This is a genomic window from Flagellimonas lutimaris (genome assembly GCF_051494225.1).
In the GTDB taxonomy this organism is placed as follows: Bacteria; Bacteroidota; Bacteroidia; order Flavobacteriales; family Flavobacteriaceae; genus Flagellimonas; species Flagellimonas lutimaris_A.
In genome coordinates this window covers 213,767-234,425 of record NZ_JBNPYE010000002.1, presented here as the reverse complement: position 1 = coordinate 234,425, position 20,659 = coordinate 213,767, and the positions used below count along the sequence as shown (strand labels likewise).

The window sequence follows — 20,659 nt, the reverse complement described above, 5'->3', positions numbered from 1 at the left end:
TAGTTTTAACTCTGAAAATGAATCCAAAGCCACATGGTTGATGCCAGAATTTTAGTTGTTGACGATAATAAGAGCGTGTTAAGTGCTTTGGAAATTCTATTGCAGTTTGAATACAAAAGCGTTCAAACCATTTTTAATCCCAACCAGATTTCCTCTTTTCCGAATTTGGAAGACATTGATATCGTGCTCTTGGATATGAATTTCTCCGCTGGAGTAAACACGGGCAACGAGGGTTTGTATTGGCTCAACGAAATCAAAAAGAAGTCGCCCAACACATCGGTAATCATGATGACGGCCTACGGTGCTGTAGACCTTGCCGTTAGGGCACTTAAACAAGGAGCTTCCGATTTTGTGCTGAAACCTTGGAACAACGAGCGCTTGATGACCACCGTAAAATCGGCCTATGAGCTGAGAAGATCCAAACAGGAAATACATAACCTAAAGAAAAAAGAGAACAACCTAAAACAGGTCATAAACGAAGGACGAAATTATATCATTGGTCAGTCCAAGGCATTGACCTCTGTACTTAACCTCGTGGCCAAAGTGGCCAAAACCGACGTTAATGTGCTTATCACAGGTGAAAATGGTACAGGAAAAGAATTGATTGCAAGAGAATTGCATCGTTTGTCTTCAAGAAAGGATGAGGTTTTTATTGGGGTGGACATGGGTTCCATTGCTGAAAACTTGTTCGAAAGTGAACTTTTCGGGCACACCAAAGGTTCTTTTACCGACGCGAAAGAAGATAGGGCCGGTAAGTTTGAGGCCGCACACCAAGGCAGTCTATTTTTGGATGAAATAGGAAACCTTTCGCTACAGATGCAGGCCAAGCTATTGTCCTCCATCCAAAATAAATCCGTTGTGAGAGTGGGTTCCAATAAGCACATCAATGTAGATATTCGGCTCATTTGCGCTACCAATTGCAACTTGGAGCAAATGGTCTCGGATGGATTGTTCCGTGAGGATTTGTTGTACCGAATTAACACCATACATATAGAAGTGCCTCCATTACGGGACCGCGATGATGATGTTTTGGTACTAGCTGATTTTTACTTGAAAAAGTTTGCCCATAAATACGATAAGAGTGGATTGCGCATCAATCAATTGGCACAAGAAAGGCTAATGGAATACCCATGGCCTGGCAATATAAGAGAACTTCAGCATACCATGGAGCGTGCCGTTATTCTTGCTGATGGCAATGTTTTAAAACCCTCCGATTTTTTATTGCATGCCAAACCCATGCAATCTATCGACAACGAACCCATGACCCTCAATGAAATGGAACAGCAGATGATTTTTAGGGCTTTGGAGCAGAATGAGGGAAATTATAGTGCAGCGGCGGAACAATTGGGCATATCGCGCCAAACACTTTACAACAAGTTGAAGAAAAAGAACCACTGATGGCAAGTAGAAACTTTTACATTCAGCTTATTCTTCGGGTAACCTTTCTCACCCTAACAGCCATTGCAATGGCCTTTTCATTATCATACAAATGGTATTTTACAACAGGGCTCTGTGTTGTTCTGATGGTCGCCCAGATATTTTCTCTGATTACTTTTATAAATCGTACCAACAGAAAAATCTCGTATTTTTTTGATGCAATCAAAAATGAAGATTTTACCCTGCGTTTCCCTGAAGGGGTTACCATTGAATCTTTTAAAGAACTAAATAAAAGCCTAAACCGCGTTAACGGGCTTATTCAAGAAGTACATATGCAGCTTCAGGTGAGGGAACAGTATTACCAAGAAATTCTAAAGCAGGCCAGTATTGGCATTATGACTTATAACGAGAAAGGACACATTCTTTTTGCCAATCCTACGCTTGAGCATTTATTGGATTACACGCCGCTAAACCACATCAAACAACTAAAGCAGGTTGATGAAAATTTGTATGAAATCTTCAAAAATTTTAAACCTTTTCAGCGCAAGTTGTTTCAGCTGTCCAACGAACGTGAGCAAATACAATTGGCCTTAAAGTCAACTCCGTTGACATTGGATGGCCAGTCTTTACAATTGGTAGTGGTTCAGGATATTCATAAGGAGCTGGATGAAAAAGAAACGGAGTCTTGGGTGCGGCTTATCCGCGTGCTCACCCATGAAATTATGAATACTATCACTCCGATTGCCTCCATATCGGATTCCATTATTAAATACTACCGTAAAGGGGACAAAATCACCCCAATGGAAGAGTTGGAGGAAATCCAGATAAAAAACACATTAAAAGGGTTAGAAGTTATTAAAGATCAAGGTGGCGATCTTATGGATTTTGTACAGTCCTACCGTAGCTTGCTGCATGTCCCGGAACCGAACAAAACCCTTGTGAAAGGTAAAGATTTACTGGAAAAAATTGATGTGTTGATGTCTGCAAGGCTTATTGAGGGCGAAAGTGAGTTCGCCACACGTTGCAACCCGGAAGATTTGGAATTCTATATTGATGAAAAACAAATTTCCCAAGTGTTGATCAACTTGGCGAAAAATGGCCTGCAATCTGTGGAGTCCATCAAAGATGGGAAAGTACAAATGGTTGCGGGAGTCGATGAAAATGGCTCAAAATACATTGAAATCCGAGATAACGGACCGGGCATTCCTCCCGAGGTAATGGACGAAATCTTTGTGCCCTTTTTCACCACAAAAAGTGAGGGTACGGGTATTGGGCTCAGTCTTTCCAAAAGAGTAATGCAGCTTCATGGAGGAGGTATTCAGGTGCGCTCCATTCCTCAAAAAGAAACCGTTTTCCGACTTACCTTTGCGTAATCAAATTATGAAAAAAGCTCTTTTAGAATTTTGCTGGAAGCATGTAAACGAAAGAACCGACCGCCTCAAAAAACAGAGTGATGAACTCCAAGAATCTTTGGGTTCCGAAACCAAAAGTTCAGCTGGGGACAAGCACGAAACAGGGCGGGCCATGGTGCAGTTGGAACAGGAAAAACTGGGACAACAATTACAAGAGCTCGATACCACTCGAAGCATTCTGAATAAAATTAACATTGAAAAACCGTCGGACAAGATACGCTTGGGCTCCTTGGTAAAAACGAGTATGGCCGATTATTTTATTGCCATATCCGCAGGAGCGTTTATGTATGATCAAGGGATTGTCTACTGTATTTCTGCAAATGCTCCCATTGCCAAACTGCTTATTGGAAAAGAGAAGGGGGAAAACTTTGTTTTTAATGGAAATGCCCAATCTATCTTGGGGGTAGTTTAGAGCAGGAAACTTCTAGGAATCTTCATCCACCATTTGCATACTTGGTTTTTCGCGATGAAAGACAATAAGAAGAAAAAGTATACCGATAATAACCAAGAACACTATTTCCAAACTGGATAATAATTGGTTCATTCCGAGAGATCTTTGGGAACGTTGCGTCAATTGTCTCCCCTCTGAAAGTTGGACCTCCGAAAGTTCATCAAGATCATTGTTGATTCTAGCTAGCTTTGATGAGATTTCGTTCTTCACCTCTGCTCTGCCGAGTTCATTTTTGGCCAATAGGCTTTTCTCCATTAACTGAAGATCGACATAACTATCCCTTAAGTCCGATAAATATTCAGACTCCTTAATTGTTAATTCTGTTTTTTCGAAATCTGAAAGTATTCTTTCGATATTGGAAGATTCAGTAAGGAAACTTTCATTCAGCTCATTATTGACAAACGCCAATTCCATCTTGTGAAATAGATTGTTAAGCCTGTAAATGTATCCTTGGACTACCAAACGGTCTTCAAAAACCGAGTTTACACTTTGTTCTACTGTAGAGAAGTTTCTCTGGTTCAATCGGTTGGAGGCTAGCACCAATAAAAATGCCGCGGCTAATATGAAACCTGCATTTATCCGCTGCTTAATAGACATTTTCTTTGGCATTGTTTCCTTTATTTAAATAAATCCGCCCAGCCATTAAACAACCAGTCCGAGCAAAAACGTTGTGGGCTGAGCGGAAATCATCAATCAACTACAGTACACTTAACTCACCAGAATCAAGTGCATTTTTTAAATCTGCCTTAACAACAGGGTGACTGTTAAAAAACCTTTTACCATCGGTTTTCTTGATTTTTACTACCACCGTACCATCTTTTCTTTGTTTGAGGTCTGTTACCACAACTTTGCGGCCCACTACTCTTTTATAATTGGCTATACCTCCTTTTTTAATGATGAAGTTGGCTCTTGGAAAATCAATATGTTTGAACTGGGGAGTATCGGGACGACCAATCTCCAATACATCACCAACTTTTACATCTTGGGGATCTACGCTTTGTGCATTAATATTTGTGGTTGCGACCACGAGCAGAATTGCTAGAACTATTATTCTCATAACTATATTTATTAGGGTTTACAATCAATTTTCGCATGCCTTTTTTATACATCAAAACTGGATGATAAATGTTGGAAATGTTCCACTCCTACAATCTTGAGGGATTGAACATCCGAGGGGAATCCGAGTTGGATATGGTCATCCACTGCTAGTCCAACCAAGCTGGCTCCCATGGTACTTACCACAGAGATCATGCTTTTTTTAAGATTGTCGCGGGTTGATGGGACCAGCTGAAATGTTTGCCGTGCTCCATGGACAAATTCCACCGTAACCTTGGAGTTTAACCGAACCACATCGTCAGGCATATCAGATTCGTCTTCCACCAAAGCCTTTTCAATTCTATCGCCCAACTGTTCCAATGCATCCTTATGGGCATAATCCTCATAGAACCTATGGAAGTTCAGTATTCTTTTCAGCGTTAGGTAATCCTTTTTTTCCATGATCAGGCTTCCGTATTTCATTTCCTATTCTTAACGGAAGGGACACTAAAAAAACAGCATCCCAGCATTTTATCCATGAAAAGACAAAGCCTGTGCCATTAGAACATACCACCATCAAACAAAATTTATAAAGTGTTAATAGTCAGTATTTTAAAAATATGTTTGAATTAAATAAAAGAAAACGGATTTGGGTAATTTTTACCCGGTCGGGGCAAAATACCCCAGCGATTATTTAAGTTTTTCGCGCAGTGTTTTGCGATTGATGCCCAAAATCTCGGCAGCTTTGGTCTTGTTGCCCTGGGTGGAAAGTAGCACTTCTTGAATGTATTCTTTTTCTTTTTCCTGAAGTGTTTTAAAGCCCTCTTGTGGGAAGTCGATTTTGTACTTTAATTCATCAGGCAAGTGTTCCAGCTTAATGGTACCATCGCACATGATTACGGCACGCTGAACCACATTTTCAAGCTCGCGTATATTGCCTGGCCAAGAATATCGTTGTAAAACTTCAAGGGCGTCATCAGCAATGCGGACAAAACGGTCTTTGTACTCAATGCCGTACTTCTGCATAAACTTATCCACCAACAAAGGAATGTCGGAGGGGCGTTCCCTGAGCGGTGGTACATTAACAGTAACCACGGAAAGGCGATAAAAAAGGTCCTCCCTAAAAATCTTATTTTGAATCAGCTCTTCCAAATCACTATTGGTAGCGGCAATGACGCGAACGTCCAATTTTTCAGGTTTTTGGGAGCCAATTTTGGTTACTTCCTTCTCCTGAAGCACCCGTAACAATCTATTTTGAACGGGCAATGGGGCGTTTCCAATTTCATCCAAAAAAATGGTCCCCTTATGTGCCGCTTGGAAAAATCCGTTGCGGTTTTCGTTGGCACCCGTAAAAGCTCCTTTGGTGTACCCAAAAAGCTCTGCTTCCAATAAGTTCTCGGGAATGGCGCCACAGTTTACAGCAATAAAAGGCGCGCGTGCAAACTTTCCCGAATAATGAATTGCTCTTGCCACTAACTCCTTTCCTGTTCCACTTTCCCCGCGTACCAAAACCGTAGCCCGATTATCTTTTACGCGATCAATGATCTCCGTGACTTTTTGGAAGGCTTCTGAATTCCCAATCATATCGGAATACGCATTGTTGGCAACAGATTTTACGGGTGGTGTTTTAAAGGTCTCTTTCGCCTCTTTACTTGCCAAGGCTTTTTTAACGGCTGCTTCCAGCTCTGCCTTGGTAAAAGGTTTTGTCAAATAATCCGTTGCACCGTGTTTAATAACGCTCGACGCATCTTCTACCGATGGAAAGCCCGTCACCACCAATTTGGGCATATTGGGATAATGTTCGGCCACATATTTTATCAATTCCAACCCATCAATCTCGGGCATATTAATGTCCGTCACCAACAAATCTATCTCGGTATCCTTTAAAATATATAGGGCTTCCTTGACAGAAACGGCCTTGTAGGTGTGATAATCCATCGATTTTAAGTGCCGTTGCAGCAATTCAAGAATATCGATATCATCATCGACCAGCAATATGTTCTCCTTTTTCAACAAAACGCTTACTTTTTTGGGAATTGCAATGTAAAGATAGTGCCTGTCGGGGTATTTGGCGTAACCATGATGCTTCCTTGGTGGCTTTGCATAATGCCGTGCACTACGCTAAGTCCCAATCCTGACCCCTCACCCACAGGTTTGGTGGTAAAAAACGGGTCAAAAATGTGCGAAATCGATTCCTCTGGGATGCCTGGACCTTGATCGGCAACTTTGAGGATGACATTGTCACTTTCCACGCCAAGGGAAACGGAAATGGTGCTTTTGGGCGGCGCAAAATAGATGGCGTTTACAATTAGGTTGAAGACCACTTGGGTCAGTTGGATTTTATCAATACGAAGTTCGATGGTGTCTTCGGAGTGTTCAAATTCGCAAGAGACATCATTCTGGCGCAAGGTAGTACGCAACATATTGATGGCCTCCTTTATCACTTCCACCACATTGATAACTTCCCGAGTTTCTGGCATTTCGCAGGCAAAGAACATCAGTTTTTTAACCACTTCGCGTGAAAAAATCGTGTTGGTGATAATTTTATCCAAGTCCTTGAGGGCTTGTGGGTCATCACTGATATGTTCCTGTAAAAGCTCGGTAAACCCCAAGATGTTGGCTAAAGGTGTATTGAGCTCGTGAGCAATACCTGCCGTAATCTCTCCCAAAATGCGAAGCCTATCGGATTGTTCCACCTGTCGGCGGATATGCTCTTCCTTTTCCTTGATTTCCTTACGCTCCAACAGATTGCCCACTTTAAGGCACACATTGTCCAATAGTTGTTGCTCTTCCTCCAAAAAATCCTTGAGTTTGTACTTGGGAGACGGATAACCCACTTTTATCTCGCCCTTAGGTTTGTTGAACACGGTAATGACCGACTCCAAAAAAACATAATCCTCACCTTTTTCCTCAGTCTTTATACAATAATCTAGGGTGGAAAGAGCCACATAAGTTTCCTCATCGAACTGCCAAGCGCGCTCCAAACATTGCACAATACCTAGCAATGCAGTTTCCATGTCGTCGTAATCGCAGTTGACGATCAAGGAGGTTACCTCGTACAAACAAGTAAGTTCCTTGATGCGTTCCTTGAGCTTTTGTTCGGCGGTGAGCATGTTGTTCTCCTTTGTAGCAAATTAGTGAATTCTTGGTGTTTGGCAATTATCTTTCAAAATGCAAAAAACTGATCTATTATACCGCCATCACCAGAAAATCTCAGCTTATCAAAAAAACAGCCGCATTATAAAACATTAAAGTGTTAGGGGTTTAAATAATCGTTTTTATTGGATCCCGCGAAAAGAAAGTTTTTACATAACTTAAATCAAGGTTTTTCTGAATTTGTCTATTTAGTTAGCGGAATAATTGTTTTCAAAAGGACTGCAGGTTTGTTCAGCACGGTACAAAAGACCATTGGCCGACATACCCTCAATAATAACCTTTATCTCTTTCTGATTATTTAGAGGAACGGTGATTGAATATGGTACTTCTGAGTTGACCTTAAGTTGACCTTCCCACCAAATAGCACCATATTTTTTATATAAAAAGGAGCTATAATCAGGGTAGTTTGGTGTAAAATAGGCTTTTGTGCGGCTGAATCCTTTAGGTATGGGAACCGCTGCAAACTGCCCCTTTCTGCCATACAATTCATCGTAATCATACCTTAATGACAATGAAATAAAAGGATTTAGTCTATTCTTGCTGTAAACCATTGATTTTACAGAAGAAAGCGGCCTGGAAATAAGTTCACCTGGGCTGGCTAACATACCCTCAATTAATACAGGAACTAATTTAAGGCCCGGAGGGTCAAAAACGTAAACACTAATACCCCCTCAAAATTTGGATATATCTGAAAGCCCAACCTCCGGATATAACTTTCAAAATTGTATCGTTTTATGGCCCTTTTATCAATAATTCGTTTTTCTATGTTAGCGTTTATTTGAAATTTTGTGGCCTCCTTTGCTCTTTCCGAAACCACAACTTCGTCAAGTGATATAATCCTTTCAGATAGGTTCAGGTCTTCATCTATTTCTAAATAACCGTGCTCTAGTTCAACCTGGCTCATATTCCCTAACCATTTTATATAATCAAAAGTATCCCCATCATAATTCTTAAAATAGAGTTCGGCCTTTGGCTTTCTGAGTTTTCCTTTGTGGTCCAGAATACTGATCAAGACGGAGTCACCCTCGAATAGTGGAAGGCTCCCCTTGAAGCGCTTATTGGATGAAAGATCTAAAAGATCTACGGTACCAAATGATTGGGACATTACGGAAACCTGTTTTTCATTTTTGGTATCTGCATCTAAAATCTTACCGTTAAAGGCAATGTTTTTTTCCATTTCGAATGGATTGTTCTGGGTATCGATGGTCCTAAGGTGCCAGTTGAACTTTTCGGTTCCTTCCATGAGCAATCTGGTATCCATTTGATAATCCCTTGAACGCTTTGTCCCCTCAAAAAAATAGCTGCCATCCACAACCTGCTGCTTAAGGTAAGGCTGCACTAAAAAAGATGATTCTATAGAGTTATTTGGGAAGTATGCGCTTGATTCAACAGGCAGCACTGACATACTTAAGCTGGCCATTGGGTTTCCTTCAGGGAGTATCAAGTCTATCTGTAGGGAATCTTGATTTTTGGTCAGGCAGTAGCTAATATTTACTGAATGTACCTTTTCACCCGATGTTTGTTTGTTAAAAAAAATGCGTTGTGAGATGGGACGCATTTCTTCATCTAAAATCACCGCAGTATTGATTCCGTTGGAGATTTGATTGCGGTTAACTGAAATAGCGTTGTTGTCTCTATCGAGCTTATAATGTTGAATGAATGAAAGGTTGTTATGGTTAAAAATTGCCATTGAAAATTTTGTGCCCTCTTTTGATTTTAAGGCGGTTTTTGACAGTTTAGGGCTTAGGACAACAATATCTTTTGCAGTGTTGTCCACACTCATTCCTATTCCCTGCTTAAGGTTAATTTCTAGTTTTTTGGTTATCCAAAGACCGTTCGCATCTTTGATTTTTAGAAAGTATGATTTGGAGGGGTCGGCAAAAAATCCAAATCTACCTTGCCCTAATTCGTTTGTTTGAATGTTTGACTGAATTTGAGCGCCGTCTTCAGTAGCAAGCTGAATCCCATCGGTCTTTATTGGGTGCAGAGCCTCGTCATAAAGCATAAGGCCCACGCTATTGTATGTGTCCGCTACAATTTGCTGTCCCTCAGGGTGAATCAATACGGTCAAGCCGCCTTTTGCTTTTGTAACGGTTTTCTTGTCAGCTCCAATTATTTTAATCTTTTGAAGAAAGGGAGTGGCAACCTCAAAGTTTTTCATGTAGTTGGTCCATGCCATAACGGTATATGAATCCTCAACAAAAGTCGAATCAATCTTGAAATCGCCGTAGCAGATGCCATTGTTGACGAAAAACATTTTTTCTGCAAATGCCTTTCCTTCTTTTGAAAAAATACCAACATGTAGATTGGTGGTAGTTGAGGATGGCAAACGCTGATTCTGATCCTGAACATAGGCTTTGAACCAAAGATGCTCTCCTTTGAAAAAAGTCGTTTTGTTTAGGTGTAGATGTATATTTTCAAGCAACGGGGGGACTTCTGTGCTCATTGTTGCCGCCTCTTGTCCAAGTGCAACAATGAACAGAATCAAAAAGAAAGGGAATACAATTATGTTTTTAATACGGAACACTATGAATAAAGATAGAACATTCTCAGTGCAAATCAAGCCGGTACATAAGAAATTTCCTTCAACGATGTGGTCGTCAAACGTGACCACAAAAAATAACAAAACCCCCAATGATTGGGGGTTTTAAGTGGTCCCACCTGGGCTCGAACCAGGGACCCCCTGATTATGAGTCAGGTGCTCTAACCAGCTGAGCTATAGGACCCGCATTTTGCGGATGCAATATTAGTGTTTATTTTTCTTCAGCGCAAGGTTTTGCTACTTCTACCTTTCTTTTATTTCTTGGCAAAGCTCTACCAGCACACCATTGGTGCCCTTTGGATGCAAAAATGCAACCAGTTTGTTGTCCGCTCCTTTTTTAGGTGTTTCGTTCAAAACAACAAAGCCCTCGCCCTTTAATCGTTCTATTTCCGAAACAATATCTTCCACGGCAAAAGCTATATGATGAATGCCCTCGCCCTTTTTTTCCAAATATTTGGCAATGGGACTGTCGTGCTTTGTGGCTTCCAGCAATTCAATCTTATTCGGGCCCGATTGAAAGAACGAGGTCTTTACCCCTTCTGAGACCACTTCCTCAATTTTATAGTGCGGCACGCCCAAAAGCTTTTCAAACAAAGCATTGGACGCCTCCAGATCTTTTACCGCAATACCGATGTGTTCAATTTTATCCATAGTAGCTATAATAGGCGTTAAAATGTTCACCTTTTCCCAAAATTACGGACTGTAAATGGTTAATAGCGTGAGGTTAGTCATTTATTCGCTTATTTTTGCAGTATGGAGGAAACACAAAGACAGAAAAAAATTGCAGGAATCATTCAAAAAGACCTGGCCGATATCTTACAACGTGCCGCTACCGATGGTGGCCTTAAAGGAACTTTGATTTCCGTCTCCAAGGTTTCCGTGACCGTAGATCTCTCCTTGGCCAAAGTGTATGTGAGCATTTTTCCGAACAAAGGTGCCAAAGAGTTGTTGGAAGGTATCAAAGAGAACCAAGTGGCCATCCGCTACGAATTGGCCCAACGTACCAAACACCAGTTAAGGCGAGTGCCTGAGCTTAATTTTTATCTAGATGATTCCTTAGAATACATCGAAGGGATTGAAAAATCATTGAAAGGAGAAGAAAACCCTATCGAAAATAGAGACTTGCTCGACAAACGTAAGAAATCCTGATTTTGAACTTTCCCCTTTATATCGCAAAACGTTATTTACGGTCCAAAAGCAGCCAAAATGCGGTAAATATTATCAATTTCATCACTTTTTTAGTGATTGTGATAGGTTCAGCCGCCCTTTTTATCGTGCTTTCCGCTTTTGCCGGTTTAAAGACGTTCAGCCTTTCTTTTTCCAATACGTTTGACCCCGATTTGAAGGCTTCGCCCTCCATTGGGAAGCATTTTACCATCTCTCCAGATGAAGAATCTGAGCTTGGTCAAATTGAAGGATTGGCGAATTTCTCCAAAGAACTTGAAGAGCGGGCTTACCTTACCTATAAAGAGAAAAGCACCATCGCCTACATAAAAGGAGTGGATGAAAACTACCGCGCCGTTACAGGGGTGGACAGTACCCTGATTTTTGGAAACTGGGGCTCCGATGTGTACAACGGAGTCATTGGAATTGGCATCTATAATTTGTTGGGCGTACCAATTAACAACAGGACCGCTATGGAAGTTTTGGTGCCTAAACCCGGCGAGGGCTCTTTTTCCCAACAAGGCTTTAATTCCAAACCTTATGATGACCTTGCTTTGGTGGTAAGTGGCGTTTATGCAGTGGAGGAAAGTCTGGACAAAAAATACGTGTTTTCCCGTCTTCCATTGGTTCAAGAGCTGTTGCAAAAAGATAGTACCGAAGTCTCCGGCATCAATTTTAAATTGACGGATGGTGCCTCTCCCGATGCAGTTCGCAACTCCATTTCGGAGGTTTTGGGTGATAAGGTTTACGTTTTGACGCGCAGAGAGCAAAATACTTCGCTCTACCGTATGCTGAATACTGAAAATTTGGCAACCTATTTGATTTTCACACTCGTGTTGATCATCGCCCTATTCAATGTTGTCGGGGCCATTATCATGATGATTTTGGACAAGCAACAGAATTCCAAAACGCTTTACAGTTTGGGTACGACCATCAAAGAATTGCGTCGCATTTATTTTATCCAAGGCTTATTGGTTACCTCTTTTGGTGGATTGATAGGCGTTTTGATCGGTTCTCTGTTAATCGGTTCTCAACTAGCCTTCGGATGGCTGAAGATTACACCATCATTGGCCTATCCGGTAGAATTCGATGTCATCAACTTGTTGATTGTAATCGGAACAATTGTGGTTTTGGGCTTTATCTCTTCAAAAATTGCAAGCAGCCGTATTTCCGAAAAATTAATTTCCGCTTAAGCGAATTGAAAATCGCCAAATTTTTCCTGTACCTCATCAAAAGCAGCAAAAACATCGGCAGCCTCATCACTGGTCACCATTTTCATTCGGTATTCCTTAAAATGCGGAATACCCTTGAAGTAATTAGTGTAATGTCTTCGGGTTTCAAAAACGCCCAATTTTTCACCTTTCCAATCAATGGCCATTTGCAAATGCCTACGAGCTGCCTCTACACGCTCATGCATTGTTGGCGGAGCTAAATGCTCTCCCGTTTTAAAGTAGTGTTTTACTTCCTTAAAAAACCAAGGGTAACCTATACTGGCCCTGCCGATCATGGCACCATCAAGACCGTATTCGTCTCGCATTTTTACTGCGGCTTCGGGTGTGTCCACATCACCGTTCCCAAATACAGGAATGTGCATTCGTTGGTTATTCTTTACTTCCGCAATGGGCTTCCAATCGGCTTCCCCCTTGTACATCTGTACACGGGTACGCCCGTGAATGGAAATGGCATCAATCCCAACATCCTGCAATCGTTCTGCCACCTCAATAATTTTGATGGAACTGGTGTCCCAACCCAAACGGGTTTTTACGGTTACGGGCAACTTCGTGCGTTTTACAATTTCTTCGGTCAATTTCACCATCAACGGAATGTCGCGCAAAATACCTGCTCCTGCATTTTTGCAGACCACCTTTTTTACGGGACAGCCAAAATTGATATCGATAATGTCTGGATTGGATTTTTCAACGATATCCACCGCCTGAAGCATAGAATCCAATTCGGCACCAAAAATCTGAATGCCCACAGGGCGTTCTTTTTCGTAAATGTCCAGTTTGATGACACTTTTGGCGGCATCCCTGATCAATCCTTCGGAAGAAATAAACTCGGTATATACCACATCCGCACCTTGCTCCTTGCACAATTTACGGAAAGGTGGGTCGCTCACATCTTCCATTGGGGCTAGAAGAAGCGGAAAATCAGGGAGTTCTATGTTTCCAATTTTTGGCAAAATCCTATAGTTTTTTGGACTGCAAAAGTACAAAATAGGTGATAACCTAAAAGCTAGTCTTGAGATTGAAGTCTTTCGCGTTCTTTTTTATCAATTCCACGCTGGTTATCTTCCAATCGGAAATTTCCAAAATTATAGGTGAATCCAAAGCGGATAAATTGTGTTTCTGGCCGTCTACGATAAAAATTGTCTTGGTTGAGGTACTGTGAGCGGTAGGTAGGTACATATTTTTCCAAAAGATCCTCTGCCGTAAGGGATAAGGTAATTTTGTTATCGAACAAGGTCTTTCGCAAACCAATCGTCAAATTAAACTGCTCATCGGACACATAAGAGCCGAACAAGAACTTTGAAATATAGGTGGCGGCAATCTCTCCAGTGAAGGTTCCGTCGCCAGACAAGGTTAAATAATTACCCACATAGGCATAGACCCCGTTAACCTCGTTGGTATAAGGCACGTTTCCACTTTGCTCCGCCAAAAAAGTTTCTTCTTCATGGAAAACCGAAGTGTAGGCATACATATACCAAGGAGGTAAAATGGATTTGCTCAAGGTGAAGTCCAACCCATAAGATTTACTTTCCAACACATTCTGTTTTAGCTCCACCAAGGTTTGGTTTTGGTTATCCTGGAACACCAAATAAGCAATGTTGCTGCCATTGTCTCTGTAGTAGACATCGAAGAAATATTCGCTGTTGAGCGTATAGTTGAAATTAAAATTGTTACTGAAGCTAGGTCTCAAACTTGGATTTCCCTCTTCATAATCGTTTTCGTTATAAAAAAACCTAAAAGGATTCAGGTCATTGTACTTAGGTCGGTTAATGTTTCTTCCATAGTCAAAAGAAAAGCTATGCTTATCCGATGGCGAATAAAGCAAATAAAACGATGGGAACGGCTCAAAAAAGTCTTGGGTATTGACCTGATCTAAAGTCAAAGAACGCCCCTCGGCCTTGGTCAACTCTCCACGAACCCCCAACTTCATGGACCATTTTTCCCAATTTTTTACAAAACTCATGTAAGCTGCGTAAACATCCTCATCATAAATATATCGGTCCGATTGCGATGCATCCACCGTATTGCTGGATCCGTTAAAATTGAAAAAGTCCATGTTGTTTTCAGAGATAATCGATGACATTTTTGCTCCCGTTTCAAAAGAGGCGCTTCCGATAGGAGTTGAATAGTCCAATTGTCCCGTGAAAATCTTTATTTCTTGATCCGAGTCGGTATCAAACCCAAAATCCCTCAAAAACGCACCGTCCGCATCAAAATAATTGGATGATAGGCGCTGGAACATTTCCCGTTGAAAGTAGGTATAATGACCATTCGCCTTAATTTGGGCTCCTTCCTTCTTTAATTTGTGAACATAAGTAAGGTCGAAAGCCAAATTGGTGTTGTCCATATTGGCATTGTTTTGAGTGGTAAATGTAGAATCCAACTGTGCCTGTGCATTTCTAATTTCGTTATCCAAAAGGGTCTCCTGCTCTTGGTCTAGATTGAAAAGTAGATTTGATGTCAGGTTCAAGCTGTTTCGGGCATCAAAATCATAATCCAATATAAAGCTTGCATTCTGGGATTGTGACTTATCCGTTTGTTTGTAATCCGTGTCCCAAACCGAGAAAATAGTATTCAAATCATCCATGAAATTGATACCCTTTTTAGTTTTATTGATCTCTTTCTTGGGGTTGATGGTATAATTCGCAAACAAATTGAGCTTGTCCGTTTTGTAATAGTGGCTTGTACCAATACTGTATTTGGGGAAAACGGCTTGGGTAACCGTTCCATTGACACTTCCTTTATATCCTGGAACAATGTTTTTACTGGTAATAATATTCAAAATTGGGCCTCCTTCGGCATCATAGCTTGCGGGAGGATTTGCGATGACTTCCACAGATTTAATATTGGTCCCCGAAAGTCCCTGGAGCAAATCTTGAACTTCCTGGCCTGATAGCTGCACCTTCCTATCATTAAGATAGACCGTGGCATTTTGACCTCGAATCAATAAATCATTCTGATTTACGATAACCCCGGGTGTGCTTTTCAGGATATCCCATGAAGTTCCCTGGGAAACCACAGTGTTTTCCACCGAAAAGACCAGTCTGTCCGGTAGTCGTTGAAGCTTGGGGCGTTGTGCTGTAACTACAACCTCGTCCAATTCGTTGTTTTCCAATGGGATAATCAATGCGCCCAAAGAGACATTTGTAGCAATGTCCAAAGCTCTGGGTTCTGATCCTCTGCCTACATAACTTGCCTGTAGTAAGTATAGGTTGGGTTCCACTTCAGAAAGCTCAAAAAAGCCTTCCTCGTTTGCCGAGGTTCCTTTAACAAAAGTGGAGTCGGTTGCCTGAAGAAGCAAAATGTTGGCGTAAGGAATTATCTGATTTTGTTCGTCCACAACCTTTCCGGTAATCGTAAAGGTCTGGGCGTATGCGCCACATATTGTATAAAGCACCAATAAAACAATAGAGGTGAGGTTCTTCATTAGAGGTTTGGGTTGAACCTCAAATCTAAGAAATTATTTTTGAGCGGAATAAGAGGTTATTTTCTTATTTACAAAAAACCATTTGCGGGCATTTAAAACAATTATATTTGCAGTTGATTATGTCCCTTTTTTAGGGTATGTTATTGTTGATATGGAGAAGATCAGGAATTTTTGCATCATTGCACATATAGACCACGGCAAAAGCACCTTGGCAGACCGATTGTTGGATTTTACTGGTTCGGTTACCGAACGCGAAAAACAGGACCAGTTGTTGGACAATATGGATTTGGAACGCGAACGCGGGATTACGATAAAGAGTCATGCTATTCAAATGGACTATGTTCATAATGGCGAGAAATATGTGCTCAACCTGATTGACACCCCTGGGCACGTCGATTTTTCATATGAAGTATCCCGTTCCATAGCAGCCTGTGAGGGTGCGCTTTTGGTGGTTGATGCCGCACAGAGCATTCAGGCCCAGACCATATCCAATCTATATTTGGCCCTAGAAAACGATTTGGAAATTATTCCGGTGCTCAACAAAGTTGATTTGCCGAGTGCGAACCCCGAAGAAGTTACTGACGATATTGTTGACCTTTTGGGCTGCAAGCCCGAAGAGGTAATCCAAGCAAGTGCCAAAACAGGTATCGGAATTGAAGAGATTCTTACCGCAATTATTGAACGTGTTCCCGCCCCAAAAGGCAATCCAGACGAGTCACTCCAAGCCCTTGTTTTTGATTCTGTTTACAACCCGTTTAGAGGTGTCGAAACCTATTTTAGGGTCGTAAACGGCGAAATTACCAAAGGTCAAAAGATAAAATTTGTGGCCACAGGCAAGTCTTACTATGCTGACGAAATTGGCACTTTAAAATTGACCCAGCTCCCTAAAAACAAGATTTCTACGGGTGATGTGGGCTATTTGATCACTGGAATTAAAGATGCCCGTGAAGTAAAAGTGGGGGATACCATTACAGATTCTGCGGAACCAACCAAAAATCCCATTGGAGGTTTTGAAGATGTAAAACCTATGGTTTTTGCCGGAATTTATCCTGTAGACACCGAAGATTTTGAAGACTTACGCTCTTCCATGGAAAAGTTGCAGTTAAATGATGCTTCTTTGGTATTTACCCCAGAAAGTAGTGCGGCCCTAGGTTTTGGGTTTCGATGTGGGTTCCTGGGAATGTTGCACATGGAGATCATTCAAGAGCGTTTGGAGCGTGAATTTGACATGACCGTGATTACCACAGTGCCCAACGTGAGCTACCATGCGTATACCACCAAAGGTGATCCAGACCCTATTATAGTCAACAATCCTACCGATTTGCCGGACCCATCTACTATTGATCGGGTTGAAGAACCCTATATCAAAGCAACTATCATTACAAAGGCTGATTTTGTCGGCAACGTAATGTCTCTCTGTATTGAAAAGAGAGGACAAATTGTTAACCAGACGTATTTGACCACCGAGCGTGTTGAGCTTATTTTTGATATGCCTTTGGCGGAAATCGTTTTTGATTTTTACGATCGTTTAAAAACCGTTTCCAAAGGGTATGCTTCTTTTGATTATTCCCCAATCGGAATGCGGCCCTCAAAATTGGTTCGTGTGGACATTTTATTGAATGCACAACCTGTTGATGCCCTTTCGGCTCTTGTACACTTTGACAATGCCTATCACATTGGGAAAAAGATGTGTGAGAAATTGAAAGAGCTGATTCCAAGACAGCAATTCGATATTCCAATTCAGGCAGCCATTGGTTCGAAAATTATTTCGAGAGAGACTATAAAGGCCCTTAGAAAAGATGTTACCGCCAAATGTTACGGTGGTGATATTTCCCGTAAGCGTAAGTTATTGGAAAAACAGAAAAAAGGTAAAAAGCGGATGCGCCAAGTAGGGAATGTAGAAATTCCACAGCAAGCTTTTATGGCCGTATTAAAATTGAATGATTAATCCTCTGTTTTCATTTCTAATAATTTACCAAGGTAAACCAGTTTATAGCCCTCACCTTTGGGAGTAAAATCCTTACTGTTGGCCGGAATAATATCAATACTTCCGCTAGGTGATTTGGTAAACAGCGGAACCATGTCCTTCCCTTTTTGGGTAATGTCTATCAATCCATCGTAGTGTTCCTTGTTCTTAAGGTCTATTTCATGGATGGTAGGGTGTTTACGAACGGTGTCCATTAATTGAATAAAATCGTCTGTATGGGAGAAGAGACCTTCCTTTGGGTTGTTTTCTGGATCCTTTACCTCCTCAGTATTTACCAAACGGAACGCTCCATTTTCTCCAAATTGTTTTTGGAACTTATTGATTGCAAATTTGTTAATATCAGAGTTGCCGGTCAAAGCCATTAAATAGCCCATATCGTTAAGTTCGATATTATCCGTTAGGGTATCGGAAAAAATATTGGCCGTAATGGCTTCAAGACCCAATCTCTTTGCTTTTTCCACATTGTTTTGGTTATTGTCTATCAGAACAACGTGTCTGTTGTTCTTTTTCAAATAATTACCAATGAGTCTGGACAATTTGGATGCGCCAATAATCAAAATACCCTCGGATTTTTTCAAAAAGACCCCAACAAGTTTAGCAAACAAACGTGCCGTGGTGGCATTTAACAATACCGTGCCCAAAACGATCATAAAAACCAAAGGGGTGATGTATTCTGCCCCGGCTTCTCCTCTTATCATCAATTTTGAGCCAAAAAGAGATGCAATACCTGCGGCCACGATACCCCTTGGTCCCACCCAGCCAATAAACAGCTTTTCGTTAAGTTTTAGATTTGATCCCTGAGAACTGAGAAATACCCCAATTGGCCGGATTATAAAAACAATCACAGCAAAAAGGGCAAGTGTCCTCCAGTTATAAATTAACTCCATATCGCTAATATTTATATTAGCGGCCAAGAGTATAAATAATATGGAAATCAACAAAACACTGAGCGACTCCTTAAAATAAAGCAATTCCTTTATGTTGGGCAGCTTCATATTTCCCAACACCATTCCCATCACCACAACGGCCAATAAGCCAGATTCATGGGCAAAAAGGTCTGACTCCACATAAACCAAAAGCACGGTGGACAAGGAAACTACGTTCAATAAATAATGCGGAATAAAATCTTTTTTAATGGCAAATGCCAACGCATGAGCGAAGGTGAAACCAAAAGTGGTTCCAAACAGAATAATTTTACCGAACTCTACCAAAGCAGTTTGTGTAAATGTGTGTCCTTCACCTACACTGATGAATTCAAACACCAATACAGCAACAAGAGCTCCAATGGGATCGATCAAAATTCCTTCCCATTTTAAAACTGCTGAAACATCCTTTTTAAGTGGAATGTTTCTTAAAATAGGAGTTATCACAGTAGGCCCAGTAACAATTATCAGTGCGGAAAACAGGAAAGAAATCTGCCATGAAAGGCCAAAAATATAATGGGCCGATACACCCGCCCCAAAAAAGGTAACAATCGTACCTATGGTTATCAGCTTTGTTATTACGGGTCCTACGTTGGATATTTCTGCCCTCTTAAGGGTAAGGCCTCCTTCAAAAAGGATTACACTAATGGCAAGCGACACAAAATAATAAAGCCCTTCCCCGGGGAACAGGCCTTTTTCTCCATTCCAGATGGGTTCAATAATTTTTGATCCATCTTCCGTATACAGCGTTGCGATGGGACCCACCAGCAAACCGATCAATATCAAAGGTAAAATGGCCGGCAATTTAAACCGCCAAGCCACCCATTGAGCAATAATGCCAAGAATTATAATTCCAGCAAGTTCGAGCATGGTCTAAGTTTTGCGGAAATTTACTGTTTTTCTTTTAGATAATCGTTCTACACAGAAGCTCCAAATGTTTTTGTTCTACCTTCATACCACATATTAGCAAAAACTATGTCCGATATCTTACGCTTATCCTGTTTATGTTAAAATACGGCCAATATATTTATATTTTTTCGCCATTTGGGTAGTGCTTTTCTTATTTTGCATCCCATTTTACTTTCAGAATGACAATTTATCCCATAGAGACCGGTAATTTTAAGTTAGATGGAGGGGCCATGTTCGGTGTGGTTCCAAAATCCATTTGGAACAGAACCAACCCTGCAGATGGCAATAACATGATTGACCTGGCTGCCCGTTGCCTTTTGATTGAAGATGGTGACAGGCTTATTTTGATAGATAATGGCCTGGGCAACAAACAATCCGAAAAGTTTTTTAGCTTCTACTTTCTCTGGGGCGACCACACCTTGGACAGGTCCTTGAAAAAGGCCGGATTTCACCGTGATGATATCACTGATGTTTTTTTAACACACCTACATTTTGACCATTGTGGGGGTAGTATACAATGGAACAAGGACCGAACCGGATACGAGCCAGCTTTTAAAAATGCCCGCTTTTGGACCAACAAAGATCACTGGGATTGGGCAACACGGCCCAATGCCCGGGAAAGGGCCTCCTTTTTAAAAGAAAACCTTTTGCCCATGCAAGAAAGCGGACAACTCCATTTTGTGGACCGAGAAAACGATTCCTTTCTGGAAAAATCTGAACTTGGTTTTGGCATCCATTTTGTAGATGGACATACCGATAAACAAATGCTTCCTCATTTAAATTACAAAGGCAAAACCATGGTTTTTGTGGCCGACCTAATTCCAACGGTAGGCCATATTCCCCTGCCTTATGTAATGGGGTATGACACACGTCCTTTATTGACCCTTAAAGAGAAGCAATCATTTTTAAATAAAGCTGTAGAAAACAATTGGCTGCTATTATTTGAACACGATGCCCACAACCAAATCTGCTCACTTAAGCAGACAGAAAAAGGGGCGCGTTTAGATGAACTGTTTTCCTATGACGAACTATTCAAAGCACAATAAC

At 41.2% G+C, this 20,659-nt stretch carries 18 protein-coding genes and 1 tRNA gene; 7 read left to right on the top strand and 12 right to left on the bottom strand.

All coding sequences use genetic code 11. The features are described 5' to 3' along the window. Positions 1 to 33 precede the first annotated feature (33 nt). From ACQQ5U_RS06250 to ACQQ5U_RS06240, 3 genes are read left to right on the top strand one after another with little or no spacing between them, the layout of a single operon-like run. Positions 34 to 1,398, top strand: coding sequence for a sigma-54-dependent transcriptional regulator (locus ACQQ5U_RS06250; RefSeq protein WP_437396120.1), 1,365 nt, complete (start codon positions 34 to 36; stop codon positions 1,396 to 1,398). Continuing rightward, entirely contained in the window at positions 1,398 to 2,750 is a 1,353-nt protein-coding gene (locus ACQQ5U_RS06245; protein ID WP_437396119.1) for a sensor histidine kinase, read from the top strand. Before ACQQ5U_RS06250 ends, ACQQ5U_RS06245 begins: the two co-directional genes overlap by 1 nt. Positions 2,751 to 2,757: 7 nt before the next feature. Then, complete coding sequence (locus tag ACQQ5U_RS06240; protein WP_437396118.1) at positions 2,758 to 3,201, top strand: 3-oxoacyl-ACP synthase; 444 nt, start codon at positions 2,758 to 2,760, stop codon at positions 3,199 to 3,201. 12 nt (positions 3,202 to 3,213) lie between these two features. Here ACQQ5U_RS06240 and ACQQ5U_RS06235 read toward each other — a convergent pair whose 3' ends face one another. The 9 genes from ACQQ5U_RS06235 to mce form a co-directional block, all read right to left on the bottom strand. Continuing rightward, positions 3,214 to 3,849, bottom strand: coding sequence for an MCP four helix bundle domain-containing protein (locus tag ACQQ5U_RS06235; RefSeq protein ID WP_437396117.1), 636 nt, complete (start codon positions 3,847 to 3,849; stop codon positions 3,214 to 3,216). 88 nt (positions 3,850 to 3,937) lie between these two features. After that, on the bottom strand, positions 3,938 to 4,297 hold the full coding sequence (locus ACQQ5U_RS06230) for a hypothetical protein (protein WP_437396116.1): 360 nt from the start codon (positions 4,295 to 4,297) through the stop codon (positions 3,938 to 3,940). 44 nt (positions 4,298 to 4,341) lie between these two features. Then, positions 4,342 to 4,758: a GreA/GreB family elongation factor gene (locus ACQQ5U_RS06225; RefSeq protein ID WP_437396115.1), complete on the bottom strand. Its 417-nt coding sequence runs from the start codon at positions 4,756 to 4,758 to the stop codon at positions 4,342 to 4,344. Between the two features lie 207 nt (positions 4,759 to 4,965). After that, positions 4,966 to 6,291: a sigma-54-dependent transcriptional regulator gene (locus ACQQ5U_RS06220; RefSeq protein WP_437396114.1), complete on the bottom strand. Its 1,326-nt coding sequence runs from the start codon at positions 6,289 to 6,291 to the stop codon at positions 4,966 to 4,968. Between the two features lie 5 nt (positions 6,292 to 6,296). Beyond that, entirely contained in the window at positions 6,297 to 7,388 is a 1,092-nt protein-coding gene (locus ACQQ5U_RS06215; protein WP_437396113.1) for a sensor histidine kinase, read from the bottom strand. Between the two features lie 231 nt (positions 7,389 to 7,619). Beyond that, positions 7,620 to 8,036, bottom strand: a complete 417-nt coding sequence (locus ACQQ5U_RS06210) for a hypothetical protein (protein ID WP_437396112.1) — start codon at positions 8,034 to 8,036, stop codon at positions 7,620 to 7,622. A 20-nt stretch (positions 8,037 to 8,056) separates the two neighbouring features. Continuing rightward, positions 8,057 to 9,877 (bottom strand): hypothetical protein, encoded by a 1,821-nt coding sequence (locus ACQQ5U_RS06205; protein WP_437396111.1) that lies wholly within the window; start codon positions 9,875 to 9,877, stop codon positions 8,057 to 8,059. Positions 9,878 to 10,083: 206 nt separating this feature from the next. Further along, a tRNA-Ile gene (locus ACQQ5U_RS06200) sits at positions 10,084 to 10,157 on the bottom strand. A gap of 59 nt (positions 10,158 to 10,216) precedes the next feature. Further along, positions 10,217 to 10,624, bottom strand: coding sequence for a methylmalonyl-CoA epimerase (mce, locus tag ACQQ5U_RS06195; protein WP_437396110.1), 408 nt, complete (start codon positions 10,622 to 10,624; stop codon positions 10,217 to 10,219). 102 nt (positions 10,625 to 10,726) lie between these two features. Between mce and rbfA the strand changes: the two genes are divergently transcribed. Together rbfA and ACQQ5U_RS06185 are read left to right on the top strand one after the other, a co-directional pair. Next, positions 10,727 to 11,122 (top strand): 30S ribosome-binding factor RbfA, encoded by a 396-nt coding sequence (gene rbfA, locus ACQQ5U_RS06190; RefSeq protein ID WP_437396109.1) that lies wholly within the window; start codon positions 10,727 to 10,729, stop codon positions 11,120 to 11,122. Positions 11,123 to 11,124: 2 nt separating this feature from the next. After that, complete coding sequence (locus ACQQ5U_RS06185) at positions 11,125 to 12,330, top strand: ABC transporter permease (protein ID WP_437396108.1); 1,206 nt, start codon at positions 11,125 to 11,127, stop codon at positions 12,328 to 12,330. Here ACQQ5U_RS06185 and dusB read toward each other — a convergent pair. Both dusB and ACQQ5U_RS06175 read right to left on the bottom strand, forming a co-directional pair. After that, the gene (dusB, locus tag ACQQ5U_RS06180; protein WP_437396107.1) at positions 12,327 to 13,319 is read right to left on the bottom strand and encodes a tRNA dihydrouridine synthase DusB; all 993 of its coding nucleotides are present in this window, start codon (positions 13,317 to 13,319) and stop codon (positions 12,327 to 12,329) included. The genes ACQQ5U_RS06185 and dusB overlap by 4 nt on opposite strands. 53 nt (positions 13,320 to 13,372) lie before the next feature. Beyond that, complete coding sequence (locus tag ACQQ5U_RS06175; RefSeq protein ID WP_437396106.1) at positions 13,373 to 15,793, bottom strand: outer membrane beta-barrel protein; 2,421 nt, start codon at positions 15,791 to 15,793, stop codon at positions 13,373 to 13,375. A gap of 151 nt (positions 15,794 to 15,944) precedes the next feature. Between ACQQ5U_RS06175 and lepA the strand changes: the two genes are divergently transcribed. Next, entirely contained in the window at positions 15,945 to 17,741 is a 1,797-nt protein-coding gene (lepA, locus tag ACQQ5U_RS06170; RefSeq protein WP_437396105.1) for a translation elongation factor 4, read from the top strand. On the opposite strand, the gene ACQQ5U_RS06165 is transcribed toward lepA, so the two are convergent. Beyond that, positions 17,738 to 19,573: a cation:proton antiporter gene (locus ACQQ5U_RS06165; RefSeq protein WP_437396104.1), complete on the bottom strand. Its 1,836-nt coding sequence runs from the start codon at positions 19,571 to 19,573 to the stop codon at positions 17,738 to 17,740. The two genes, lepA and ACQQ5U_RS06165, sit on opposite strands and share 4 nt — an antisense overlap. A gap of 218 nt (positions 19,574 to 19,791) precedes the next feature. On the opposite strand from ACQQ5U_RS06165, the gene ACQQ5U_RS06160 reads away from it, so the two are divergent. Beyond that, positions 19,792 to 20,658, top strand: a complete 867-nt coding sequence (locus ACQQ5U_RS06160; RefSeq protein ID WP_437396103.1) for an MBL fold metallo-hydrolase — start codon at positions 19,792 to 19,794, stop codon at positions 20,656 to 20,658. Position 20,659: the final 1 nt, after the last annotated feature.